19 protein-coding genes are annotated in these 25,195 nt (G+C 70.9%); 7 read left to right on the top strand and 12 right to left on the bottom strand.

Annotated features, from left to right (window positions below; all coding sequences use genetic code 11):
* Positions 1–10: 10 nt before the first annotated feature.
* Positions 11–1,396 carry an alkaline phosphatase family protein gene (locus VZL07_RS37140; RefSeq protein WP_426752696.1) on the bottom strand — a complete coding sequence of 462 codons (1,386 nt, stop codon included), beginning with the start codon at positions 1,394–1,396 and terminating at the stop codon, positions 11–13.
* A gap of 35 nt (positions 1,397–1,431) precedes the next feature.
* Complete coding sequence (locus tag VZL07_RS37145; protein WP_426752697.1) at positions 1,432–2,844, bottom strand: M20/M25/M40 family metallo-hydrolase; 1,413 nt, start codon at positions 2,842–2,844, stop codon at positions 1,432–1,434.
* A gap of 177 nt (positions 2,845–3,021) precedes the next feature.
* Between VZL07_RS37145 and VZL07_RS37150 the strand changes: the two genes are divergently transcribed.
* Positions 3,022–4,161, top strand: coding sequence for an acyl-CoA dehydrogenase family protein (locus VZL07_RS37150; protein WP_426752698.1), 1,140 nt, complete (start codon positions 3,022–3,024; stop codon positions 4,159–4,161).
* Positions 4,158–5,681, top strand: coding sequence for an amino acid adenylation domain-containing protein (locus VZL07_RS37155; protein ID WP_426752699.1), 1,524 nt, complete (start codon positions 4,158–4,160; stop codon positions 5,679–5,681). The genes VZL07_RS37150 and VZL07_RS37155 overlap by 4 nt, the downstream gene beginning before the upstream one ends.
* 5 nt (positions 5,682–5,686) lie before the next feature.
* Here VZL07_RS37155 and VZL07_RS37160 read toward each other — a convergent pair whose 3' ends face one another.
* The 4 genes from VZL07_RS37160 to VZL07_RS37175 form a co-directional block, all read right to left on the bottom strand.
* The gene (locus VZL07_RS37160) at positions 5,687–6,697 is read right to left on the bottom strand and encodes a Rieske 2Fe-2S domain-containing protein (protein ID WP_426752700.1); all 1,011 of its coding nucleotides are present in this window, start codon (positions 6,695–6,697) and stop codon (positions 5,687–5,689) included.
* A 133-nt stretch (positions 6,698–6,830) separates the two neighbouring features.
* A complete protein-coding gene (locus tag VZL07_RS37165; RefSeq protein WP_426752701.1) occupies positions 6,831–8,054 on the bottom strand; it encodes a cytochrome c biogenesis protein CcdA in 1,224 nt (407 codons plus the stop codon).
* A 105-nt stretch (positions 8,055–8,159) separates the two neighbouring features.
* Entirely contained in the window at positions 8,160–8,918 is a 759-nt protein-coding gene (locus VZL07_RS37170; RefSeq protein ID WP_426752702.1) for an anti-sigma factor family protein, read from the bottom strand.
* The gene (locus tag VZL07_RS37175; RefSeq protein ID WP_426752703.1) at positions 8,905–9,426 is read right to left on the bottom strand and encodes an RNA polymerase sigma factor; all 522 of its coding nucleotides are present in this window, start codon (positions 9,424–9,426) and stop codon (positions 8,905–8,907) included. Before VZL07_RS37175 ends, VZL07_RS37170 begins: the two co-directional genes overlap by 14 nt.
* A gap of 190 nt (positions 9,427–9,616) precedes the next feature.
* Here VZL07_RS37175 and VZL07_RS37180 point away from each other — a divergent pair, with 190 nt between their 5' ends.
* The 3 genes from VZL07_RS37180 to VZL07_RS37190 are packed head-to-tail and all read left to right on the top strand — an operon-like array spanning position 9,617 to position 17,300.
* A complete protein-coding gene (locus VZL07_RS37180; protein WP_426752704.1) occupies positions 9,617–13,306 on the top strand; it encodes a hypothetical protein in 3,690 nt (1,229 codons plus the stop codon).
* Positions 13,303–13,842, top strand: a complete 540-nt coding sequence (locus tag VZL07_RS37185) for a DUF1318 domain-containing protein (RefSeq protein WP_426752705.1) — start codon at positions 13,303–13,305, stop codon at positions 13,840–13,842. Before VZL07_RS37180 ends, VZL07_RS37185 begins: the two co-directional genes overlap by 4 nt.
* The gene (locus VZL07_RS37190; protein ID WP_426752706.1) at positions 13,836–17,300 is read left to right on the top strand and encodes a hypothetical protein; all 3,465 of its coding nucleotides are present in this window, start codon (positions 13,836–13,838) and stop codon (positions 17,298–17,300) included. Before VZL07_RS37185 ends, VZL07_RS37190 begins: the two co-directional genes overlap by 7 nt.
* 44 nt (positions 17,301–17,344) lie before the next feature.
* Here VZL07_RS37190 and VZL07_RS37195 read toward each other — a convergent pair whose 3' ends face one another.
* The 6 genes from VZL07_RS37195 to VZL07_RS37220 all read right to left on the bottom strand — a co-directional run bounded on the left by VZL07_RS37195 (position 17,345) and on the right by VZL07_RS37220 (position 23,393).
* On the bottom strand, positions 17,345–18,493 hold the full coding sequence (locus tag VZL07_RS37195) for a sensor histidine kinase (protein ID WP_426752707.1): 1,149 nt from the start codon (positions 18,491–18,493) through the stop codon (positions 17,345–17,347).
* Positions 18,494–18,634: 141 nt separating this feature from the next.
* Positions 18,635–18,820 (bottom strand): hypothetical protein, encoded by a 186-nt coding sequence (locus VZL07_RS37200; protein ID WP_426752708.1) that lies wholly within the window; start codon positions 18,818–18,820, stop codon positions 18,635–18,637.
* Between the two features lie 93 nt (positions 18,821–18,913).
* Positions 18,914–19,921 carry an SDR family oxidoreductase gene (locus VZL07_RS37205; protein WP_426752709.1) on the bottom strand — a complete coding sequence of 336 codons (1,008 nt, stop codon included), beginning with the start codon at positions 19,919–19,921 and terminating at the stop codon, positions 18,914–18,916.
* A 278-nt stretch (positions 19,922–20,199) separates the two neighbouring features.
* The gene (locus VZL07_RS37210) at positions 20,200–20,661 is read right to left on the bottom strand and encodes a DsrE family protein (protein ID WP_426752710.1); all 462 of its coding nucleotides are present in this window, start codon (positions 20,659–20,661) and stop codon (positions 20,200–20,202) included.
* Between the two features lie 28 nt (positions 20,662–20,689).
* Positions 20,690–21,733, bottom strand: coding sequence for a YeiH family protein (locus VZL07_RS37215; protein WP_426752711.1), 1,044 nt, complete (start codon positions 21,731–21,733; stop codon positions 20,690–20,692).
* A gap of 61 nt (positions 21,734–21,794) precedes the next feature.
* Positions 21,795–23,393 carry a bifunctional metallophosphatase/5'-nucleotidase gene (locus VZL07_RS37220; protein ID WP_426752712.1) on the bottom strand — a complete coding sequence of 533 codons (1,599 nt, stop codon included), beginning with the start codon at positions 23,391–23,393 and terminating at the stop codon, positions 21,795–21,797.
* 290 nt (positions 23,394–23,683) lie between these two features.
* On the opposite strand from VZL07_RS37220, the gene VZL07_RS37225 reads away from it, so the two are divergent.
* Positions 23,684–24,385, top strand: a complete 702-nt coding sequence (locus VZL07_RS37225; protein ID WP_426752714.1) for an MBL fold metallo-hydrolase — start codon at positions 23,684–23,686, stop codon at positions 24,383–24,385.
* A gap of 196 nt (positions 24,386–24,581) precedes the next feature.
* Complete coding sequence (locus VZL07_RS37230; protein ID WP_426752715.1) at positions 24,582–25,097, top strand: hypothetical protein; 516 nt, start codon at positions 24,582–24,584, stop codon at positions 25,095–25,097.
* Positions 25,098–25,195 lie beyond the last annotated feature (98 nt).

Raw genomic sequence — 25,195 nt, forward strand, 5'->3', positions numbered from 1 at the left:
CGAAAGCCTTTCAGGCCGCCGCCTGCTGCCCGGTCAGGTGAGCCAGGATGAGGTCGTGGACTTGCGTGGCGTGGAGAGTGTCTGCCTCGAGCAGCTCGGCACTACGGGTCATCAACACGGGCGCGCGCTCCGGCCCGGTGAGCAGCCCATGCGCGCCCTTGAGCAAGGTACCGTCGGTGGAGACGACCTCCAGGCGCGTACGCACGCCCAGCTTCTCCTTCAGGACGCTGCTGCCCACGTCCACCAGGCGAAGCCCGAGCTGGGGGTCCACGAACATCTCCAGCGGGTCGTACCCGGGCTTGCGGTAGATATCCACGGTCCGCGCGTAGTCCGGCGCCCGGTGCTCATCCAGCCAGTAGAAGTAGGTGAACCAGGCATCCGGCTCCGCCAGCGCGACCAGCTCGCCCGAGCGGGGGTGGTCCAGGTGGTGGGCCCGCTTGCCCTCCGCGTCGAGCACCTGGGCCACGCCGGGCTCGGCCTCGATCAGCGCCTTGACCTCGTCCACCCGGGCCGGGTCGCGCACGTAGATGTGGGCCACCTGCATGTCCGCGACGGCGAAGGCGTCGCTGCCGCTCGGATACACCATGTCGCGGCCCGCCTCTTCGCGGATGGCCAGCCAGCCGCGCCGGCGGAACAGCCGGTTCAGGTGGACCGGCCGCGACACAGGCGTGGCGCCGAACTCCGAGACGATGATGACGCGGACGCCGCGCGCCTCGTAGAAGGCGATGAGCTTCCCGACGACGGCGTCGATCTCCTGGAGACTCTTGTGGATTTCCCGCGCGTCCGGGCCGAACGTGTGAGGGGTGTAGTCCAGGTGCGGCAGGAAGACGAGCGACAGCGTGGGGCTGTGCCGCTGCTCCAGCCACATCGCGACGTCGGCAATCCACTCGGACGAGCAGATGCTGTAGCTCGGCCCCCAGTAGTCATAGGCGGGGAAGTTCCCCAGCGCCTCGACGAGCGGCTTGCGCAGGTGGAGCGGCTCCGTGAAGACATCCGGCAGCACACGCCCGTCCGACGTGAAGGACGGCTCCGGGGTGACGGCGTAGTCCGCCTTCGAATACATGTTCATGAACCAGCACACCCGGGCACAGGTGAAGCTGGGGTCCAGGCGGCGCGCCGCGTCCCAGATTTGCGGCGCCTGCACCAGCCCGTCCGTCTGCGGCCAGAAGCGGACCTCGCCCAGCTCCCGGTGCAGCCACCCGTCCGCCACGATGCCGTGCTCGCTCGGGTATTTGCCTGTCAGGAACGTCGCCTGCATGGTGCAGTTGAGCGCCGGCAGGACGGGCTGGAGCGTGACCATCCGCCCCTTCCCCGCAAAGGCCTGCATGTTTGGCGTCGAGGGCCCAACGTACCTCGCGCACAACCCAGGCAAGTCCAAGACGACGCATCGTTCCATGCCAAGAGCAAACTGCTCACGCGGCAACCAGTCAATCACCGACCAGGTTGGGCCATGTCTGTGTCTGTCGGCCTCGAATCGCCTGCTGTCCGTATCAGCCGCATGTAGAAAGTTACCGCGGTCCCTAGCTGCGGAATTCCAACACGCTCGTTATTCCCATGTATGAGTATCAGCTCACCCGGCCCAATGGGTAGTGGCGTGAAGCGGAACACGTTGTCCGTGAGTGCCTGGAAGTAGACCGAATCCGTGCACGCGGAGACCAGATAGGGCACCACCAGGACACCCGGCTTCGCCTGCTCGATGGTCGCCTTCAGCAAGCGGTAGGCCTCCCCATCCACGTTGGCGATGGGTGACGCCTCACGTGCGGGCTCCAGCACGCGGACCTCGGCCAGCTTGCCCGCCACGCGGCGGATCCGCTCCAGCACGCCCTTCACCGTGTCCACGAAGTGCAGGCGCAGGTTGAGCACCGCCCGGGCCTCCACCGGGAGCGAGTTCTCCTTCAGGCCACCGGCCACCACGGTGGGCGCCATCGTCGTGTGGAACATCGCGGACGAGGCCTCGACGTGCCCCATGAGCTGCGTGAGGAAGGGCCGGCTCAGCCGCATGTGCTTGTAGAGCATGCGCTGCACCGGTCCGGAGTCCGGCGCCAGCTCCTCGAGCATCCACTCGGTGGGCCGGGCCATCGCGTTGCGAAACCTCAGTCTCCCCAGGCGCTTGAGGACGGTGACGAGCTTGCCGATGGCCAGGTGCTCGAATGGCAGCGGCGCAGACGCGTGGCCGCCATCGCCCCGGGTGGTGAGCTCCACCACCAGCAGCCCCTTCTCCGCCACGCCCACCACCGCGATGTCCTGGGCCACGCCCGGGAAGATGGGGCCCGCCAGCCCGCCGCCCTCGTCGCTGCTGAAGAAGAGCCGGACGCCCCGGGAGGCGAGCAGGTCCGCGATGCGCCGGTTGCCCTCCAGCCCCCCGTTCTCCTCGTCGTGGCCGAAGGCGAAGAGGATGGTCCGCCGAGGCTGATAGCCGTCCTGGATGAGGCGCTCGGCGGCCTCCAGCTGGGTCACCAGCGCGCCCTTCATGTCCAGCGCCCCCCGGCCCCAGACCTGATCCTCGGCAATCACGCCGGCGAAGGGCGGGTGCAGCCAGTCGGATTCGCTCAGCGGATCCAGGGGCACCACGTCCATGTGGGCCATCAGCAAAACGGGGTCGAGCGAGGCATCGGTCCCCTGCCAGGTGAACAGCAGGCTGTAATCCCCTACCACCTCGCGCTTCGCCACCGCGGAGAACGCGGGATAGGTCCGGCTCACCCAGTCCCGGAAGGCGACAAAGGCCTTGCGTGACTCATTGAGTTTCGTTTCATCGTAACCCGTTGGATAGGAAATGGTCCGGTGCTGGATGGCTTCCGACAACTTCCGTGCGACGTCGTGCGCGTCAATCTCAGGCAGGTTCATGCGGACAGGATAATCATCCCTCCAAAGACACACGCGCCACGGTCATCTCACGGGTCCTTGACGGTCCATGTCGACACACGTCAGACTTCGACACTCCGAGGGCCAGCCCGCGCGCATGCGCAACGCGTTCGATGCGCGGCCCCTCGCCCCTGTCACCCGTTGGAACGCCAGGAACACATGGACTTCAGTTGGACACACGAGCAGGTGGAGCTTTACGACCGCGCCCTCGCGTTCGCGCGCTCCCAGCTGCCGGAAGCGTCAAAGACTACCAAGGAAGTCTTGCCACGAGACCTGTGGCAGCGATGTGGTGAGTTTGGTTTCCTGGGCCTCCCCGTGCCCCCGGCGCATGGCGGGCTGGGATTGGACACCCTGACGACGGCCCGGGTGATGGAGGCCCTGGGCCGCGGATGCCTGGATACCGGGCTGGTGTTCTCCGTCGGGGCCCACCTCTTCGCATGCGTGATGCCCATCCTGGAGAGCGGGAATGAAGCGCAGCAGGCCCGCTACCTCCCCCGGCTGTGCTCCGGTGAGTGGGTGGGCGCCAACGCCATCTCCGAGCCGGAGGCGGGCTCGGATGTCTTCGCCCTCAAGACGCGCGCGGTGCGCGAGGGTGATGGGTACGTGCTCGACGGCGGGAAGAGCTACGTCACCAATGGCCCGTCCGCCGACGTGTTCCTCGTCTACGCCGCCACGCAGCCCTCGCACGGCTACATGGGCCTGAGCGCCTTCCTCGTCGAGCGGGACACGCCCGGGCTCTCCGTGGGCCGGGCCTTCGAGAAGATGGGCCTGTCCACCTCCCCCATCTCGCCCATCTACCTGGAGGGCTGCCGCGTCCCTGAGTCCGCGCGGCTGGGGCTGGAAGGCCAGGGCGCGGCGCTCTTCAAGCGCTCCATGCAGTGGGAGCGCGCCTGCCTCTTCGCCGCGTACGTGGGCGTCATGGAGCGGGTGCTCGAGCAGACGGTGGACTTCGCCCGGACGCGCAAGCAGTTCAAGAAGGCGCTGGGGAAGAACCAGGCCATCTCCCACCGGCTCGCGGACATGAAGCAGCGGCTGGAGGCCTCGCGGCTGCTGCTGTACCAGGCCTGCTGGAAGATGGACCGCGGCCAGGAAGCGGCCCTGGAGGTGTCCCTCGCGAAGCTGGCCATCAGCGAGGCCGCCATCCAGTGCGGGCTGGACGCCATCCAGATTCACGGCGGCATGGGCTACGTGGCCGAGACGGGCATCGAGCGCGTGCTCCGGGACGCCATCCCCAGCGCCATCTTCTCCGGCACCTCCGAAATCCAGCGCGACATCATCGCCAACCAGCTCGGCCTATGACCCTCGACCAAATCGTCATCCGCGCAGCGGCGAAGGCCCCCGAAGCCGTCGCCCTCAAGGGTCCCGACGGGACCTTTACCTACGGCCAGCTCGACACGCACGCCAATCGCGTGGCCCGCGCGCTCCAGGAGCTGGGCGTGAAGAAGGGCGACCGCGTGGGGCTCTGGGCGGAGAAGTCCGTGCGCGCCGTGGCGGCGATGCAGGGCATTGCCCGCCTGGGCGCCGCCTACGTCCCCATGGACCCGCTGAATCCGGCGGCGCGCGCGCGCCTCATCCTGGACGACTGCGGCATCGACGTGATGGTGACCACGACCACGCGCGCCGCCGAGCTCCACAACGCGGGCCTCGGCCGGCTGCGGTTCCTGCTGCTGGACGACAAGGGGCCCGCGCTGTCGTGGAACCGGCTGTCCAGCTTCTCGCCGGAGCCGCTGCCTCCGCACGGCGCCGGGGACCATGACCTGGCGTACATCCTCTACACCTCCGGCTCCACGGGGACGCCCAAGGGCGTGTGCATCAGCCAGCGGAACGCGCTGGCCTTCATCGAATGGGCCCACGGGCTGCTGGGCACCACGCCAGAGGACCGCTTCAGCAACCACGCGCCGTTCTTCTTCGACCTGTCCGTGCTGGACCTCTACGCCGCCTTCATGGGCGGAGCGTCCGTCACGCTGATTCCGGAGGCGCTGGCCTTCTCCCCGGAGAAGCTGGTGGAGCTGGTGCTCCGCGAGCGGTTCACCTGCTGGTACTCGGTGCCCTCGGCGCTGATGCTGATGATGCAGGAGGGCGGCCTGCTGAGCCACGCGGACCTGCCCTTCCGCATGGTGCTCTTCGCCGGCGAGCCCTTCCCCATCCGGCACCTGCGCCCGCTGCGGGAGCACCTGCGGCACGCGCGCTTCTTCAACCTCTACGGCCCCACGGAGACGAACGTCTGCACCTTCCACGAGGTGACGGACATCTCACCGCACCGCACCGAGCCGGTGCCCATCGGCCGCGCGAGCTGCGGCAACCGGGTGTGGCTGTCCCGGTCGCCACCGGACTCGGAGGAGGCCCGGGAGGAAGGCGACGGCGTGGGCGAGCTGATGGTCGAGGGCCCCACGGTGATGCTGGGCTACTGGGGCCAGCCCCCGCATGGCGCCCGGCCGTATGCCACCGGCGACCGCTGCCGCGAGCTCCCCGACGGCACCTTCGAGTACCTGGGCCGCCGCGACAACCTGCTGAAGGTGCGAGGGCGCCGCATCGAGGCCGGCGAGATCGAGGCGGCCCTGCTCACGCATCCGGACCTCCGGGAGGTGGGCGTGGTCGCCACGGGCGCGGGCCTGGAGGCCCGGCTGGTGGCCTTCGTCGTGAGCCACGCGGCGAAGGCCCCTTCCCTGCTGAAGCTGAAGAAGCACTGCGCCGAGCGGCTGCCGCGGTACATGATTGTCGACGAGGTCCGCGCCCTGCCCGAGCTGCCACGCACGCAGAATGGCAAGCTCGACCGGCGCGCGCTGCGCGACCTGGCGCAGCGGCCATCGTCGCGCTGAGCGCCTCAGGCCGTCTTCCGGGGACGCGGCTCCGCCTGCGGCTTCACGTAGAACTGCCGGGCCCAGGCGCGGTAGGCATGGATGGGGCCGTCCTCCGCCACGAGCACGGGACGCTCCTTCCACTGCTTCGCCTCCCAGACGGGCACGTCCTGGTCGATGATGGCGCTCATCTCCGCGGCGGACTTCTTCCACAGCAGCCGGGTGGCGAGCGCCGAGGGGAGCCGGCGGATGGACAGCACGCTGTGCAGGTGGATGCAGGTGTCGTCCACGGGCACCGGGAAGAAGACGAGGCAGTACTGCATCGACAGCTTCAGGGTGACCTGGCCCCGCTCGACGACGATGCCCAGCCCATGGCAGGAGATGTCGAGCGTGCCCTCCGCCTCCTTCGCGAGCGCCTTCACCAGGCCGAAGAAGGTGAAGCGCTGGCGGGTGCGGTGGGTATAGACGTGCTTGTCGACCTCCACCGACGTCGTGACGCTCTGCTGACCGTGCAGCCAGGTGCTGTGGACGTTGTCCGCGCCATTCTCACAGAACTCCTGCACGTGGGTGCGCAGCTTCCAGGTCCGCGCCGGCAGGAATCCCGTCCAGCCCGGGTCCGTGGCCTCGAAGAGCTCGGGCGGCTCCCACTCGGGCGCCGCGTCGTCGGGGTGATGCCAGACGAAAATCTGCCCGCTGGCCTCGCGGAGCAGCCACGAGCGCACGGCGATGCGTGGCTTCGCCTTGCTGTAGGGGACATGCGCGACGGCGCCGTCTCCGCCGATGCGCCACGCGTGGAGCGGGCACACCATGTTGTCCCCCTCCACGCAGCCGCCCTTGCCCAGGTGCGTGCCCAGGTGGGGACAATACGCCTCGATGAGCCGGGGCACGCCGCTCGCCGTCCGGAACAGCACCAACTCCTGCCCGAAGATGCGGAGGTTCTGGTGCGTCCCCGGTGGCAGCGCGTCCGATGCGGCGACGCGGAACCAGCCAACGGGATAGGGAGACATCGGGAAACGGGATGACAGGGATTCGGACACGGAAGCCTCGCAAAGCGAAGCCATACGCTCGTTCCCGCAAAGACAGACTTCAAGGACCTGCCGAGACCTGTCTTCCAGCGCTACCCGTGATGCGGGGCTTCATCCTCCGGTGTCCCTGGCATGCCGCCGCGGCTCAGATGCCCGCGCCACCGCCGGGTGCGGACGGGAGCCCCGGGGCGCCCGGAAGGACGAGCCCGGCGCAGCGCCCCCCCATGATGGACTCCAGCCCCTCCTGGAGTGACGCCAGGGATTGCTCGCCGATGCGGCGTGACAGCTCCTGGCCCGAGCCATCCAGGAAGACGAACGTGGGAACGCCGCGGATGCCGTGGCGGGCGGCGGCCAGGCGCCCTTCGACGGTCCCGACGTCCAGGCGGAGGACGTCCACACCCGCGCCCTTGCAATGCTGCTCGGCCAGGGCCACCACCGGTTCCATCCGCTCGCAGATGGGACAGCTGCGGCTCACGAACTCCACCAGCGTCGGGCGCTCGACCGCGAGGCGCCCGGACGCGCCACTGCTGGATGGGATGAACGGCGCCTCCGGAAGAGCACAGGCGCCCTCCCCCGCCGCGTCGGCGGTGCACGCCACGCCCGCCTCGGGCGCGGCGACGTCCGCGGGCGATGCGGGAGCCTCCGCCACGAGGACCGGCGCCCCCTGCGCGCCCGAGGACGGAACGAGGACCTCGAGCGAGTCCGTGAAGAGCAACAGGCCCAGCCCCGCGAGCATCACGCCCGTGGCGACCTCGAACTTGCGGAGGTGCCGCTTCGCGCGCTCCAGCCAGCGAAGCGCGAGCGGCGCGATGGCGGCGACGAGCAGCAGCGGCACCGACAGCCCCGCGGCATAGGTGCCGAGGTAGAGCGCGCCCGTGAGCGGCTCCGAGGTGGACGCGGCGGTATAGGTGAGCACCGCGCCCAGCACCGGACCGATGCAGGGCGTCCATCCCAGCGCGAAGGCCGCTCCGAACAGGAAGGCCCCCAGCAGGCCGCCATTGCGCTGCACCTTCCCCAGCCACGGTCGCGACTCCCTGTCCAGCCAGGGCACCTGGATGAGGCCCATCTGCTTGAGCCCCAGGAGGAACAGCGCGAGCCCTCCGAACTGGAGCATCCCGCTCCGGTGCTCCGCGAGCGCCCCGCCCACGGTGGTGGCCGCCATCCCCAGCGCGACGAACACGGTGCTCAGCCCCAGGGAGAACGCCACCGCCACGCCCCAGGGCCTCCGGACGCCGCCGCCTGCCTCGCGGAGCTGCGCCAGGGACACGCCCGCCAGATATGACAGGTAGAGCGGAACGAGCGGCAGGACACAGGGCGAGAGGAACGTCAGCAGGCCCGCCAGGAAGATGCCAGGAAGGGTCAGCGTCATCGCGCGCCTCCCGCGCGGGGGCCGTGCGGCCGCTGGATACGTGGACTCATGCGCCCGAGGACACGACCGGCGCGCGAGAAAGTTCCCGGCACCGGCGGCGCCGCTTCACGGCGTGAAGCTCGCCAGGGCATCCAGCAGCACGGGGGCTTCCAGCTCCGAGACCGCCAGTGCGACCTGCTCGCTTCCGCGCTGCGCCACGCAGATGCGCTCCCCCACCGGCCCCTGCGTGCAGCGCGTCCCCGCGCCCGCGAAGCTCGCCGCGTGCCGCGCCGCGGCCGAGCCCGGCGGTGGCAGGAAGAGCGTCATGGCCTTGTTCCCATGCCGGTACTGCAGCGACGCCGAGAGGCTCCCATGCAGCTCACAGCGCCGCGCGCCCAGGAGCGTCGCGCCGGGCACCTCCGGGACCTCCACCGAGTAGCCGACCTCGCGCTCCACCCAGGCCTTCACCTCGGAGGGGTCCGACGACTCGAACTCACAGGGCGCGGTGCGCGAGAAGGTCTTCAGGTGGTGCCGTTCGAGGTCGAAGGCCAGCGCCTCGTTCATGCCCCGGGGCCACAACGCCCAGCCGCCACCGAGCACGGCGACCGTCGCGGCCAGGCCCGCGACCCGCCTCGGCCACGAGGACGAGGGCTGTGCACGCGGCACCAGCCGGGAGACCCGGGCCCGCAGCTCGGGAGGCACGGGCGGCACCGCGGCCAGCTCCGCCTTCATCCGCTCACGCAGCCCGGCATAGCGGGCCGCCTCGCGAGCGCAGCCCACGCACCGGCCCAGGTGGAGCTCCACCGCCCCCTGCTCATGTGCCTGGACCTCACCGTCGAACCACGCGGAGAGACGCTCCTGCCACGCCGGGCTACAGGCTTCCATGTGCCTTCTCCTTCTCGAGGAACTCGAACATCGCCAGCCGCGCCCGGGCGAGGCGCGAGCGAACCGTCCCCACGGGGCAGCCCTGGACCTGGGCGATTTCCTCGTAACTCAGCTCTTCGACCTCGCGCAGCCAGAGGGCGTCGCGCCACTCGGGCGCCAGCGAGTCCAGCGCGGACCGCATGGCCGAGCTGAGGGTGCGCGCATGCAGCTCCGACTCCAGGTCGACGGAGGGCTCGCACACGGCGTCCTTGCCGAGCCCACCCGCCAGCACCTCCAGTCGGGGGCGCATGCCACGACGGGAGTTGAGGAACACGGTGCGCTGCACCGCGAGCAACCAGCCCTTCAGCCGCTCCGGGTCCCGCAGCTCGCCACGGCACTCCAGGGCTCGCGCGACGGTCTCCTGGACCAGGTCGTCCGCCTCCGCGGCGCTGCCCGTCAGCCGGCGCCCCACCCGCCGCAGGGCGGGGAGGTGCTCCAGGGCTCGCTCGATGAAGGCACGGGCGCTCACGATGCCGAAGGACACAAGAGGGCGGGAGAAAAGTTCCCGCCACGTCCACGCCATACCGTCCGTGCACCCGCCCCGAGCACTTGCGTCACCCGCCCGTCACTGCGACCTGACGCCTGCCCGCTCGCCCGCAACCGGTCCTCGACTTCCCCCCTGCTCCTGACGATGATGGCCGCTCGCGTCACCGGGCCACATGGAATCCACCAGAGCTGAACGGCCTCGCCAGCGGTGGGCTCGAATCATCGCGGGCGTGCTCCTGAGTCTTGTTGCGCTTCCCGCGCTGGCACTGCTGACGGCGGTGTTCCTGCTGCACGACCTCGCCCGCCCCTGGCTGAAGCGGCAGATTGTTCCCAGGGTGGAGGCCGCCACGGGGCTCCAGGTGGACTACCAGGCCGCCCAGGTCTCCTTGCTCTCGGGGCTGAGGCTGGAAGGGCTGGTGGTGCGCACACCCGCCCCGTTCCAGGATGCCGCGCCGGAGCTGCTGCGCCTCGGCGCCCTGGAGGCGCAGTGGTCTCCGGGCTCACTCCTGAGCGGAACCACCCTGGTCGAGCGGGTGGTGGTGCGAGACGTGGCCCTCGCCCTGGTCGCCGACGACGCCGGCCCCACGTCCCTTTCGAGCCTGTCGTCAGGAACCGAGGCGACGGAGACTCCGCCCGTTGAAGCGCCCGTGGGTCCTTCGCGGCAGGCCGCCGACCTCCTGGGAGCCGCGCTTCCCGTGCGGCAGGTCGAGGTGTCCGGCGTGTCGTTGCACTACGTCCGCGTCCGGGACGGAGACGTGCTCGAGCGCTGGTCGCTGCAGGGCCTCGCGGCCACGGTCGAGGCGAAGGAAGAGGAAGGGGCATGGAAGGTCTTCGCGAACCTGGGCCAGACAGACTCCCCGCTCCCGCTCGAGGTGAGCCGCGAGACGTCGGACACGCCCCCCGCGCTCGCGCAACTGGAGCTGGCCCTCTCATTGGAGGCTGACGCATCGGCCGCGCACGTGCGGATCGGCCTCGATGTCGCTCGGCAGACCTTCGACCCACGGTTCTCGGTCCGCGCCCTGCTGCACGGCGCGGCGTCCGCGCGGTTCGACGTCGAGAACCAGCGCATCGCCGTCGAGCTGGAGCGCACCCGCCTGACGGACAGCGCCGAGCTCCAAGGCCAGGTCGTGCTCCCCGACGCGGCGGACGCGTCCCCCGTCGTGTCGCGGGCCCTCGCGGACATCGAGCTCGCCAAGCTGCTTCAAGCCCTCCCGGCGGACCTGCGCCCGTTCTCGCTCCAGCACGGCAAGGTGCATCTCGACGCCCAGGACGTCACGCTCAGCGCGATGCCGCAGCTGGGGCCTCGCGGCAAGCTGGGCCTGGACGTGGAGGTCGCCTCGCTCCGGATGCCGGGCGAGCAGCTCCCTCTGACGCTCGGCAACGGGCGGGTCTCCCTGGAGGCGACACCTGACCCGCAGCGGGGCCTGGCCGCGCGCGTGGCGTTCGGGCTGGAGGGGCTCGACGTCGGAGGCCCCACGGCCGTGCGCATCCCGAAGGCGCAGGGCGAATTGAAGGGGCACCAGCTCCGGCCGGAGCCGTCATCGCCGCTCCAGGTCGCGGGGGATGCCACGCTGTCGGGCCGGGTGGAGGCGCTGGACCTCCGGACGCCCGACATCCGGGCACAGGTGGAGCGCATGGGCTTCCAGCTCCAGGCCCCCCTGGCCGGCGAGGCGCCGTACACCTTGAGCGCGGACCTCCCCGTGGAGGTGCTCCGCGTCGTGCTGGCCGACGGGCGCGAGGTGCTCGAGGGGCCCGTGCGCGTGAAGCTCGATGCCTCGGAGGTGTTTCCCGAGCTGGACGCGGCGCAGCTCAGCCGTGGCCGAGCCCAGCTCGTGGTCGACGTGGGCCAGCTGCAGGCAACGCTCGACGCCACCAAGGGAGCCGATGACGTCGCCTACACCCTGGCCGTGAGGACCCCGGACCTCGTCCCGGCCCGCCCCTTCATTCCCAACGAGGTCGCGGCGCGCCTTCCGTGGCGCAAGCTGGGCGTGAGCCTCTCGTCCAAGGGCAGCGTGGCGGCGCTCTTCTCCCCTGCTCCACGGCTGGAGCACCACACGGAGCTGCGCCTGGAACAGCCGGCCTGGGATGACATCCAGGCCCGAAGCGTCGCCATGGTGGTGCGCTCGCAGGGAGACGCGTGGCGGCACAAGGGGGCCCTGGACCTCCGGGTCGAGGGGCTCCGGGCCGGAGAGACCGACATCGGCCTTCAGCACCAGACGCTGACCCTGGACCTCGACCGCCGGAAGCCCGCGCTCCGCCTCGGACTCGCCAGCCAGGCGGAGCCGAAGCTCGCGCTCGATGTGGCGCTGGCGTTCGACCGGAAGGCCCGCGCGCTTCGCTGCGACGTGAAGGGCGAGGTCCCTCCACTCGCCCCGCTGGCGCCGCTGCTGGCCAAGGCCCAGCTCCCTCCAGAGCTCGACACCTCGCGGCTGTCCGTGGGCCTCGAGCTGCACGGCACGCTGCGCGGCGTGCTCACGGGATTTGCCGCGGATGGAACCCCGCGGATGGCGCCCAACCCGCAGCGGACCGCCAGCTTCGACGGCACCGCGGTGGTGGATGCACGCGGCATCCGCTGGCGGCAGGATGCCTTGACGGTCAACGTTCCCGCGCTGCGCTGGCAGGTGGCGTCGCGCGTCGATGGGCCAGGGCGGACCCTCCACAGCGACCTGCGCGTGGAGCGCCTCATGGTCGGCCTGAGCGACAGCCGGCTGGTCTTCCGGGACCTGGTCAGTGACACCACCGCCACCTTCACCGAGGCGCTCGAGGCGGGGGAAATCGGACTGAAGCAGCACCTGAGCCTTCGCACGCTCGAGCAGAATCCCGCGCTGCCCTACCCCATCCAGGACGTGACCGCGTCACTCTCCGCGCGGCGCAAGCCCACCGGCGTCATCCATGTTCCCGAGCTCCAGCTGACCAACGCGGCCACCAGCACCCATCTGAAGGTCCGGGCGCGGCTCGACCTCAGCGAGGACCGGCGCCGACTGGGGCTCCGAGGCGAGCTGGCCCAGGACATGGCGAAGCTCACGCAGCCCGGCACCGTCGAGGGCAAGGGCAAGGTCACGGTGGATTTCCGGGTGGCCTCGCCCGACCTGGTCGTCTACCGGACCTTCTCCAACCTGCGTCTCCAGGACCTGCACCTGAAGCTCCCCGAACAGGGCTTCGAAATCGAAGCGATGGACGGCAACGTCCCGCTCACCGAGGACCTGGAGCTCGCCCAGGGCAAGGTGCGGCTGCTGAGCGACATCGATGTGAATCCCTACCCGATGCTGCGCTTCGCCGACCAGCACCCCTTGCTCTCACGCAGCGGGTACGTGACCGCCAGGCGCATCACCACGCCGTTCGCCACCATCGCGCCACTGGCGGGCAACCTGTCCATCAACCAGCACGTGGCCGCCATGACGCAGCTGGAGATGGGCGTTCGCGGAGGGCGCATCACCGGGCAGTGGCTGCTGGACTGGCAGGGCAAGCGCTCCACCCTGGAGGCGCGCGTGCGGGCCACCGGTGTGCAGTCGTCCCGAGGCGAGCCCTTCGACGGCAATGCCGCAGTGGTCATCTCCGCCAAGGACCGCAGCATCGACGGGCGCGCGGAGATTCTCCGGATTGGCAATCGCCACCTGCTGGACCTGCTCGACATCGAAGACCCCCGCCACGTCGACCCCGCGACCAATCGCGTCCGCTATGCCTTGAAGCTGGGCTACCCGGAGCACGTGCGGGTGAGCTTCAACCGCGGCTTCGGCAGCCTGAGCATCACCATGGGTGGCCTGGCGAAGCTGGTCAGCATCGATGAAATCCGGGGCATTCCCATGGGCCCCATCGTCGATCAGCTCATCAAATCCATGACCCCTCCGGAGACCACGCCATGAGACATCGTGGGTTGCTGCTGTGGGCCGCCCTCGTCGCTCCCGGGTGCATCAGCGCCCCGGAGATCGTCATGGTCGACCGCGCCACGGCGCTCGAGGAACAGGCCTCGGGCTCGTTCAAGGACGTGGAGCAGCGGCTGGCCCGCGCGGGCATGAATCCGACGCCAGCGCCGCTCACCCCCAACCAGCTGGAGGAGCTGGGCATCCAGCCCACGCCGCTGGTCGAGAACATCGGCAGGACGCCGGCGGACCGCATCGACGATCTGCTGCGGCGGCACTGCGTGGGCGAAGGGAAGGACGGGCTGCTGGTGGCCACCCGGCGCCGCTGCCGGGCCGGACGCATGACGTCCGATGACGTCGCCCTGGTCGAGCGGGTGAACCGCTCCCGGAAGCAGCTCTGGCAGTGGATGAAGTCCGTCCGTCCCGGCGTCCCGGAGGAGACGCTGCGCCAGAACTGGCAGCGGATGCACTCGGAGGGCGTCGTCTGTGGGGGCTGGGTCGAGGCCGCGGACGGCACCTGGGGAGAGAAGAAGTGCTGACGCGCGGGCGCCGTTGGGTGGTCGTGGCCGCGGTCCTCGCGGGGACCGCCTGGGCCCAGGACGATGAGAACGATGGCGGCCTGCGCACGCTCACCCGGCTCACCGTGGGCGTGGGAGACCAGTTCCTGGGGCAGCTGGCGCCCGACGGGAACACGTTGATCTTCGCGTCCAACCGCAACATCGCGACCGAAATCTACACGCAGGACCTGGAGCGGGGCCGCGAACGCCGGCTCTTCGATGAAGGCGCGGACGTGACCTGGCCGCGCATCAGCCCGGACGGAAAACACCTGCTCTACATCTCGTTTCGAGACCAGGCGGGTGGCCAGCTGTGCGTGAGAGACCTGCCCGCCGCGAAGGAGCGCCGCTGCCTCACGGCAGACGGCAGCGCGCTCCAGGCGGAGTGGATGGACAACTCGCGCATCGCGCTGGTGAGCCGGGCCACCATCCAGGGTGACCTCCACCTGTCCCGGGTGGAGCTGGACAGCTGGCGCGTGAGCCCCCTGCTCGATCGCAACCTGACCAGCCCCACCCTCTCACCCGATGGCCGCTGGCTGGTGTACGTCCCCATCGAGCGGTCCGTGCAGCAGGTGGGCCCCGGCTTCGCCGCTCGCGCCGCGCCCCATCTGGAGGCGCTCCGCCTGGATCGCCCCGGCGCCGCCCCCATCCCGCTCTCCCTCGACATCCCGGGGCAGTCCGGCCAGCCGGTGTTCTCGCGCGATGGGCGCTTCCTGTACGTGGTGCAGTTCTTCACGGACTCCAACGCGGATGGAGTCATCGACGCCAGCGACAGCGGCGTGCTCTTCCGGGTGCCGTTCGCGACGGAGCGCGAGGACGCGGTCGAACAAGCCGCCGCGGCCAGCCCGGACCAGCTCACCAGCGAGGCCTGGAACTGCCAGTACCCGGCGCCCGCGAGCGCGTCTCTCGTCGCGACGTGTTCGCGCTCACAGTCCCTGGACGTGTACCAGCTCCCGCTGGATGGCCTGGTGCCCAGCGCCTGGGACGCGCGTCGCCTCAGCGAGGAGCTGAGGATGGTCGGCCGTCGCGAGGACGAGCTCCTGCTCTATCGCCACCGGCTGTTGAAGGAGACGCGCCCCAAGCTTCAGCGCCTGCTGATGATGCGCCTGAGCATGCTTCACCTGGCCTTCGGGGACTTCAGCGCGGCGGCGTTCTACGCCCGGCACATGCGGTCGGTGAGCGACCCCGCCACCGCGGGCCTCGAGGAGCCGCTGCTCATCCTCGTCGACCACCGGCGCGCCCTGAAGGAGCGGGAGCGGGGCCGCATGGTGGATGAACTGAGCGTCGCCGAGCAGCAGCGCATGGCGGCGCTGGACCCCGCCAACGCGCCGAGCCCGGCCACGGAGGTCTTCCAGCACGTGGTCCGCAGTGAGCTGGCGGACGACGCGGGGGACTTCACGCGGGCCCGCCAGGAGCTCGAAGCCGCCCGCGCAAAGGTGGCGGACGCCACGCCGCGAGGCGTCCTGGAGGCGTATCACGCGCGAGCGGACGCGCTGTACCGCGAGCTCGATGACCGGGAGGCCCTGGTCGAGGCGAGCCGCCGGCTCTCGCAGCACAGGGTCTTCCCGGCCGACGACCAGCTCGACTTCGCTCGCGCCGCCGTGCGCGCCCTGTACCGGGGGCGCCCCTACGACGAGGCGGACGCCGCCATGGCGCAGGCCCTCGCCGCGGCACCGGCAGGCTCGGCCTACGCGTTCGCGCTGGAGCTGGGCCGGCACGTCAACTCCATCCGCGGCGAGCGCCCTCCCCGCGCCGTTCGGGAGGCGTTGCTGGCCTTCTACCGGCAACAGACGGATCCACTCCGCCGGCGGGTGGTGGTGCAGGACGCCGTGGAGCGCGCCTCGGAGCTGGGCGCCGACGGCGTGATGGAGTCCCTGGCGATGGTCTACGTCGACGACGCCCCTCCTGGCACGGAGGAGCGGCGCCGCGCAGAGCGGCTGTTCCGCCGCGCGATGATGGGCCGCGCCTACCGCCGGCTGGCGCGGCAGCGCCTGGACGCGGCCCGCGCGGACTTCGACCTGGTGACGCAGCGCACGGGCTCGCTGGAGAGCGCGGTCGAAGCCATGAACCTGCGCCTGCGTGCCGGCGTCAGCCCCGACGTGGTGGAGAAGGAGGTGACCACCACCGTCCCCGACATGGAGAAGCCGCTCGCGCACTTCGTGAGGGCCTACGTCACCGCCCGCCAGCTGTCCAAACTGGAAGGCAGCGCACATGAGCAGGGCGTGAGGTCGGCCGTGCGCGAGCTGCGCGCGGCGTGGCCGGAGCTCAAGAACCAGCGCGTGGTGCAGGCCCTCTATGGCGCCATCCACCACGAGGACTTCCTGCGCAACCGCGACCCGGCCGCCGCCGAGCGCGCCAACCGCTACTACATGGTCGCGCTGGACCTGATGCGTTACAACGTCCGCTATCGCGCCATGATTCTCGGCGCGCTGGGGCTGCTGCACACGCAGGTGGGCAACTTCCACATCGCCCTGGGCTATCTCGACCAGCGGAACAGGTTGCCCTACGTGGACAACTGGGCCGGGCTGGCGGTGTCCATGGCCCGGGCCCGAGCGCTGCTGCACGTCGACCGCGAGGCGGATGCGGCCGAAGCGGCGGACCAGGCCCTGGCCATGGTGGAGGCCGCGCCGAGGCTGTCCCGGTTCCTTCCCCTCGCGCTGGACCGCGCGGCGCTCTACAACCTCGCCGCCGGCCGCTTCGAGCGGGCGTTGTCGCTCTACGACCGGGAGCTGCCGCTCGTGGACGCGGGGCCCCAGGATGAGGAGGGCCTGCGCAACCGGCTGGTGGTCCGTCTGGCGCGCAGCGCCGCGGCCCTGGGCGCGGGCCACCCGCAGCGGACGCTGGAGGACCTGGACCAGGTGGAGCGCGACCTGGCGACGCCGGCGGTCCGGAGCGCGCTGAAGTGGGCCCACTCCACCCCGGACCATGTCCTGCGCTCCTACCGGCTCATCGCCGCGGGGCTGCGAGCGAACGCGGAGACCCGGCTCGGGCGGCTGGACGCCGCGGCCGTGGCGCTCGAACAGCGGCGCGAGCTGCACCTGGAGCAGTTCGACCAGCTGGAGCGCGATGAAGACATCCGCGCGGTGACGCTGGCGGAGCTGCGGCTGGCGGAGAACGCGGTGGACCGCCAGGCCCCAGCCCACGCGGCCCGCTGGCTGGGTGAAGCGCTCAAGCACGCGGACCAGCTCGTGTCGCGCACCCACGCGACCATCGATACCGGTCAGCTGGACGTGCTCTGGTTCGCGGCGCAGCTGAACGAGAAGGGGGATACCCCGATGCCCTTCGACGTGACCAAGCGCCTGGGCGACGCGCGGCGCTCCCTCATCGACATGAGCGACCCGGCCTGGCGCACGTACCTGGCGTGGTTCGAGGTCTACCTGGCGCTCGACGCGCCGTCCCCCGAGGCGAGCCCCGAGGCGCTGGTACAACCGGCTCCGCCGTGAGGCGCTGGCGTCGGGGCGCTCGCCGCGGCCCCGTGGCCGGGCCTTCACCGCGCGAGCGCGGGGCGCTGCTGGAAGGGGCGGGAATCCTTGGGGATGTCGATGGTGAAGCTGGTGCCTCGCTCCGGAAGGCTGTCCACGCTGATGCTCCCGCCGTGGGCTTCCGCGGCGCCCCGGACCTGGACCAGCCCCAACCCCCAGCCTTGGGCGCCGCCCGCCTCCGCCGCTGGCAGTCGGTGATAGGCCTGGAACAAAGTCGGCTGCTGCTCCGCGGGGATATGGCCTCCGTGATTGTGCACCAGGATGAAGGCGCGCTCGTGGGTCTGCCTCACGGTGATGGTGATGGGCCGTGACGTGGTGCCGTACTTCACGGCGTTGCCAGCCAGGTTCTCCACCGCTCGCCGCAGCGGGTCCTGCGCGAAGTACCCCCGCACGGGCTCAGGCGCCACCAGGACGAAGCGTGCGCCGTGCTCGGCCTGCTGGTTCTCGACAGCCTGACGCACGATGTCCCTCAGGTCGCACGCCTCGAGGGTGAGCGGGACCCGGCCGCCGGCTTGCACTCGCATGGCATCCAGGAGGTTCTGCACGAGGCGGTCCGCGCGGTCGATGCTCTCGGTGATCCGCGCGGCCCACTGCGGCACCTGCTCCCCGGCCGGCTTTCGCTGGATGAGGCCGGCATTGACCTTGGCGGCGCTCAACGGTCCCCGCAGGTCATGAGCGAGCGTGGCGAGGAGCCGCTCCCGGAGCCCCTCCTCCACCAGCACGTAGGCGGTGCAGGCCTTCGCGATGGACTGGTCCACGGAGGCGTTGAGCGTGTTCCGCTCCACCTCGGTCAGCGGCTCCTGCTCCTCGAGCACCGCGAAGAGTGTCTCGCGCAGCAGCTTGTACTCGGTGATGAGGTCCTCCAGGCGGAACCGTGTCATGCGGACACGCTCACCGCCGTGCTCCTCGGCGATGGTGCTCCCCTCCGTGGCGGTGCGTCGGGGGTGCCGGGGGGCGATGGCCTCGGCCAGCTGCCGCAGCAGGGCGGGCATCGTGTCGATGAGGAGGGGGTGGCTCTCGCCGGCGGCGGCGGGGACCTCCTTCCGCATGCGCTCTGCCCAGAGGGCGATGATGCGCTCCCTGTTGGCAAGGAGCCGGGCACATGCCCCCGAGCCCACCCCTTCCCCGCCTGCGCTCACAGACTCGTCGCTCATGGGTCCAATCTGCGAACTCGGTCAGGCGCCCACCCCCTGCGTGCTCGCCCGTCGGACACGCAGCGCAGGCCTGCACCTGCGCCATCACGGGGCGCGCCATGGTCCTGCATCCGCGGTCATCCCGCATGCGGGGCTGGCCATTCACGCCTTCTGAGTGCCCTCCCCTCCGGACTCCTCCTGCTCGGGCTCCTTGCGAGAAGGAGCGTCCTCGCCCTCGCTTCGCCGCAGGTCGCGTTGCCCCGTCTCGTACTCCTGCGCGGCCGCCTCCCGAGGGGACAGCTCGCCCTTCTTCTTGTCGATGTCCGGTGAACGGTCTTTCGGTTCCATGCATCAACGGTGGGGACGCCCCGCTTCTCGACAAGACGGCCACCGGCCCGCTGGGCAGCATGGGCGACTCCGGCGGCCAGGTCGGCAGGCGGCTCAGGGACCGCCGCGACCGCCGGTGGCGCCGAAAATCTGCCCGGTGGAGTAGCTGGTCCCCGGGCTCGCCAGGTCCACGTAGATGCTCGCGAGCTCCGCGGGCTGGCCGGGGCGGCCCATGGGCGTGTTCCCGCCAAACTTGACGAGGTTCTCCTGCGTCTGCCCGCCGGACACCTGGAGCGGCGTCCAGAAAGGCCCCGGCGCCACGCCATTCACCCGAATGCCCTGCTTCGCCAGCTGCCTGGCGAGGCACTGGGTGAAGTTCATGATGCCGGCCTTGGTCATCGCGTAGTCGAGCAGGTTCTCGGGCGGGTCGTACGCGACGACGGAGGTGGTGTTGATGATCGCCGAGCCCGGCTTGAGGTGCGGCACGGCGGCCTGGGTAATCCAGAACATCGCATAGAGGTTCGTCTTCAGCGTCCAGTCGAGCTGCTCGGTGGTGATGCCGAGGATGGAGTCGTGGCTCTGCTGCCGGGCGGCGTTGTTGACGAGGATGTCGAGCCCCCCGAGCCTGCTCACCGCGTCAGCGACGAGCTTCTTGCAGAAGGCCTCGCTCCGGATGTCGCCGGGCAGCGCCACCGCCTTGCGCCCCGAGGCCTTGATGAGCGCCACGACCTCCTGCGCGTCGGGCTCCTCCGCGGGCAGGTAGTTGATGGCCACGTCCGCGCCCTCTCGCGCATAGGCAATGGCGGCGGCGCGTCCGATGCCAGAGTCGCCCCCGGTGATGAGCGCCTTGCGGCCCGAGAGCCGGCCCGAGCCCTTGTAACTCTTCTCACCGTGGTCCGGCCGGGGCTGCATCTTGCTGGCGAGGCCCGGCCAGGGCTGCGACTGCTTCGGGAAGGGGGGCTTCGGGTACAGGGTGACGGGGTCCTGGAGCGGCGCTGCGGCCCCAGGCGCCGTCCCTCCGTCCTGCGCCAGCGCCGGTGTGGCGAGCACGGCGGCGACGCCCGTGGCCAGCCCGCCGACGACCTGACGGCGGGAAGGTGCGTTGTTCTCGTCCGAGTCCATGGTCTGCCTCCAGTTCGCGCGGCGGACCTAATCAGGGCGGACCTTCGTCGGAATGCGCCTCATGTCGGCGAGCGCTCGTGTGGCGCCTCGCGAACGGTCCAGCACCTGCCCCCGTCCAGGCCATTGCAGATGCGCTGTCAGGCAGCGCACGCTCCGCCCACGCTGGCACTCGCGCCCCCGATGGAGCACGGGTCGGCGCTCCGTCCCCTCCTTCAATTGGACGGGGCTCCGCACGGCACGCAGGCGGCGCTGCACCGCGTGCACCCGCGGCATCGACGCTAGTAGCGGATGACCTGATAGCCCTCGGCCACCAGGCGCGCCAGCTCCGCCACGCCGTTGTCCACCACCTCGGCCTGGGGCTGGAGCTTCTTCGGGTCGATGCCGAACTTCCGGAGCGCGGTGCCGCAGGCCACCAGCCGCACGCCAGCGGCCGCCGCCTCCTGAGCCTGCTTGCGGACCTCCTCCGGAACGGCCTTCACCGTCGGGTCCAGCGCCACCACCGCGCGGCCGTAGGTGAGCCACACCACGTCCGAGAGGTAGCCCGATGCCTTGGCACTCTTCGCGTGCCGGAAGGAGCTGGAGAGCGTGCTGATGTCCTCCAGGCCGGTGGTGGCCACGAAGACGAGCTTGCCCTGGCGCGCGGGCACCGGCTTCGGGTCGGGCTGGGATGGCGCCGCGGCCGGTGAGACCAGGGGCGCGGTAACGAGCGCGGTGACGAGCAGCAGCAGGAAGCGATTCATCGGGATGGGCTCCAAATCCGTTCGAGGGCTACTGGATGGACAGCAACTGGATGAGGCCCCAGGCGGCCAGCGCCAGGGCGGCGAAGCCCACGAGGCCCGCGTAGACGACACGCATGCCCGCGCGGCGCACCATGCTCAGGTGGGTGCCCAGCCCCATGGCCGCCATGGCCATGACCATGAGGAAGACACTGGCGGTGGACAGCCACGCCTTGGCGGCTGCGGGCACCACGCCCACCGTGCCCAGCACACCCACCGCGAGGAAGCCGATGACGAACCAGGGGATGGGCGGCTCCTTCAGCGAGTAGCGCACCGCCCCGCCCGCGCCGGAGGCCAACCCCAGCACCACGAGCGCGGGGGCCAGCAGCACCACGCGGGTGAGCTTGACCAGCGTGCCCAGGTCGCCCGCGGACGTGCCCCAGGTGAAGGCCGCGGCCATGACCTGCGCCACCTCGTGCAACGTCGCGCCCGAGAGGATGGCGAGCTGCGCGGAGCTCAACCCCAGCAGCGGCCCCACGAAGACGTAGAAGAGGACGCCCACCGTGCCCAGGATTCCGCACAGCCCCACCGCCAGCGTGGTGTCCTCCTCCTCCGCGCGCGTGACGGAGCTGGCGGCCACCACCGCGCTGGCGCCGCAAATGGAGGTCCCCACGGCCAGCAGCGTGCCCAGCTTCTCCGGCACGCCGAAGCGCTGCGTCACCCAGCGGATGCCGAGAATGCCGCCGACGATGACGGCCAGGGACAGCAGCAGCACGCGCGGGCCCACCTTCGCCACCAGCCCGAAGTCGAGCCGCGCGCCCATCAGCACGATGCCCAGGCGCAGCACCGTGCGCGCCGAGTAGCGCGTGCCCTCCACCCACACGGGCGCCAGTCCCAGGGCCGTGCGCAGCGAGATTCCAATCAGCAGGGCCACCGTGAGCGGCCCCACCACCTCGAGGCCGGGCAGCGTGGCCAGCCCATAGCTGACCACCGCCAGCCCGGCGGCGAGCCCGAGGCCCGGCAGCCGCCGGCGCCAGGCGCCTCCCGGCGAGGACGGGGTGGCGGTCGATTCAGAAGCGGCGAGAGGTGCGGTCATTTCAGGGGCTCCGTGCCGCCATGCGCGAGGTGGGCGGCCACGGTCTGCGTTGAAGAGGGGCTCACGGCTGGACCTGCTGGGTGCGAAGCACGGCGGGAAGGTCCTCGCCCACCGCGCGCCCCTCCAGCGCGCCGCTGAGCCGCGGCCCGCCGGCGAGGAAGCGGCGCACCGCCTCGTGCGCGTCCAGGTCGAGCACGCGCGGCTCCTGGACGCCGGGGATGCGGCAGAGCATGTCCGGCGCGTCCCCTTCCCGCTCGCAGGCCGTCACGGTGTAGAGGCGCTCATCCACCACGGGCTCGCCGCCGACCTCCAGCGCGAGCAGGCGCTGCCCCCTGGGGGCGTCCGCGCGGAAGCGCAGCGTCATCCCCGAGGGACGCGGCAGCCACCCGCCGAAGCGCTTCTCCGGGTCCTTCGCGAAGACGTTCTCCAGCTCCTGTTCCCAGAAGGCGCGAAGCTGACGCCCGCTCACCTTGCCCGTCTTCAGCATGTTGGTGACGGGGAAGAGGTTCCACAGGTCGGCCTCGCGCACGGGCCCGGGCAGCAGCGGCGTGCCGAAGCGGAAGCCATTGGAGAGGCCAATCTCCGTCCCGCCCGCGGCCCGGATGGCGTCGGCCAGCACGTTGTCCAGCGGGTTCTCCACCACCGCGTAGCGCGCGAGCGTCACATCGGTGTGCCCCACCGGTGTGGAGAGCGCCTCGTCGTGTGGCGCCAGCGCGGCGTCCACCCATCGCGCCACCTCCGGGTCCTCGGGGAAGCGCGACGCGGTCAGCTCGATGAGCTCCCAGCGGCGGTCCACCACCTTCCCGTCCTCCAGCCACAAGTCCAACCGGCCAAGGAAGGAGCCGAAGGCGCCAGGCTCCACCACCCAGCTCCCGGCCTGCTCGATGGGGACATAGGTGCGCTCATGCGTGTCGCTGGACAGGTGGACGTCCACACCGGGCACCCTGGCGGCCAGCCCCACGGCCTTGGCGAGCCCCACGTGCGTCATCAAGAGCACCACCTGCGCGCCCTCGCGCTCGCGCACCTCGCGCACCAGCGCCGGCAGCGCCTCCGGGCCGTCGTAGCGCAGCCCCTGGCTGTACTCCGGCGGCTGCCGGCGCGGGACGTCCGGGTCCGTGAAGCCCACCACCGCCACTTTCACCCCGCCCACCTCCTTCACCAGGTAAGGCGGGAAGAGCCGCTCGCCGCTGGCCGCGTCGCGCAGGTTGGCCGCGAAGAGCGGATGCTTCAGCTCACGGGCGCGCTGACGCAGCATCGCGGGGCCGTACACCACCTCCCAGTTGCCGGGCACCGCGCCGTCCAGCCCGAGCGCGTTGAGCGGCTGGATGAGCACACCGCCCTCGGTGAGCGCCGCCGCGCCCGAGCCTTGAATCGTGTCACCCCCGTCGAGCACCAGCACATCGCCACCGCGCTCGGCCCGAATCTGCTGGATGGCGGCGGCGACGCGAGCGAAGCCACCCGCCAGCTCGATGCGTTCCTTCCCGTCGCGCCAGAAGAGCTCGGGGTGGGCGCGCAACTGCGCGTGCAGGTCCGCCACGTAGAGGACGGTGAGTTGCTGGCGCTGGGATGCGGGAGCACGCGCGATGACCTCGGGCCGTGGCGAGGCACAGCCGGAGACCAGGACGAGGAGCGCGCCGAGCACGGGCAGGAGACGGGGCATCGTGGGGCACCTTGCGAGGAGAGAAACGAGATGGCGGAGATGACACGAGGTGCGCCGCGCGGAGTTCCCGGACATCGACGGGCTCCGGTCCCCGCCTCGGCGGGCTCCGGACGCGGCGGAGGTGACGACGAGAACGACCTTCATGGCGAGGCTGCCTCCGGCACCGAAGGCGGCGGGCCCCCGGTCACTGATGACGCCCGGTGAGAGCCGTCGCGGGGGGCAGAGGATTCACCGGTGCCTGCTGAATCCTTCTTCCACGCCCCGAGCTCTCACGGGCAGGAGGCATTGACATGATTTTCCGGCAGCTCTTCGATTCCGAATCCTCGACGTACACCTACCTCATCGGGGACGAAGCCACCCGCCAGGCCGTGCTCATCGACCCCGTGCTGGAGCAGGCCGACCGCGACCTGAAGCTGGCGGCCGAGCTGAACCTCACGCTCACCCACGTCTTCGACACGCACGTCCACGCGGACCACATCACCGCGTCGGGCGTGCTGCGCGAGCGCACCCGGGCCACGGTGGTGGCCGGCGTGGGCGGTGCCCGTTGCGCCAACGTCCAGATGCGCCATGGGGACGAGGTGCGCGTCGGACAGCTTGTCTTCCAGGTGCTCGCCACCCCGGGTCATACGGATGACAGCATCAGCTACCTGCTCGACGACCGCGTCTTCACCGGGGATGCCCTGCTCGTGCGCGGCAACGGCCGCACCGACTTCCAGAACGGGAACGCGAGCCAGCTCTACGACAGCCTCACCCGTGTCCTCTTCGGCCTGCCCGACGAGACGCTCGTCTACCCGGGCCATGACTACCAGGGCCGCACGGTGACGAGCATCGCTGAGGAGAAGCAGCACAACCCCCGCGTGGCCGGCAGGAGCCGGGAGGAGTTCATCCACATCATGGAGAACCTCAACCTCCCCAAGCCCCGGAAGCTCGACTTCGCCGTTCCGGCCAACCGCGCCTGTGGACACACGACACCCCTGCCCCAGGGGGCCTGAGTCTCCCGCCACTTCGCAGCCTTCTGTATCGCGCCTCCAGGCGGGAGCTCCTCACACGCCCCATGGCACCACGCCCTCGCCTGAAGGCTGGCAAGCGAGGCGGCAAGCGCGGCACGCACCTGAAGCCATGGCCCGAGACGTGAAGCGAGCCCAAGCTCGGCCCAGGAGCCCTTCCCTCCTGGAGCGTGAGACGAGGATGTCCCCCAACCATCGGGCCACGGTGTTCCGCATGCCCACGAGCGCGACGCTGGCGTCGGGAGGCCTCGCGGGTGCCGCGGGCGCGCTGGCCGTGGCGGGCCTCGCCCGGCTCCGCGACCGTGCCCTCGGCCGCCCGCCTCCCTATGCCGCACCGGCCCTGGTCCGAGCGCTGGCGGCCAACGTGGCCTGGACGCCGTCGGCGCGAGCAACCCGGGTGGGAGGCGAGCTGCTACGCCTCGCCTACGGCACGACGCTCGGTGTGCTCTTCTCGGCGCTGGGCGGCAGGCATGCCGCGTGGGGTGGCCGGGGCGCGGGCTGGGTGCTCGGCGCCACCGTCCTGCTCGGAGAGCACGTGGCCTTCCCTCGCCTCGGGCTCACCCCTCCCGCCTCGCACTGGACTCGCGGCGAGCGGAGCCTGCTCGCCGTCCAGACGCTGCTCTTCGGCCAGACGGTCGCCTGGGTCTACCGGCGCGCGGCTCGCGCTCGTCACGCAACCGACGTCTTCATGGCGTGAGGTGTTGCGCCAGTGACGCCGGAGACGGCCTGCCCTCGAGGGCATCGCAGGCTCCCGGGCCCCCTGGCTTCGCGAGGTGCCATCTTGAGAGGCGCGGT

The organism is Pseudomyxococcus flavus (assembly GCF_050038885.1).
GTDB classification, from domain to species: domain Bacteria; phylum Myxococcota; class Myxococcia; order Myxococcales; family Myxococcaceae; genus Myxococcus; species Myxococcus flavus.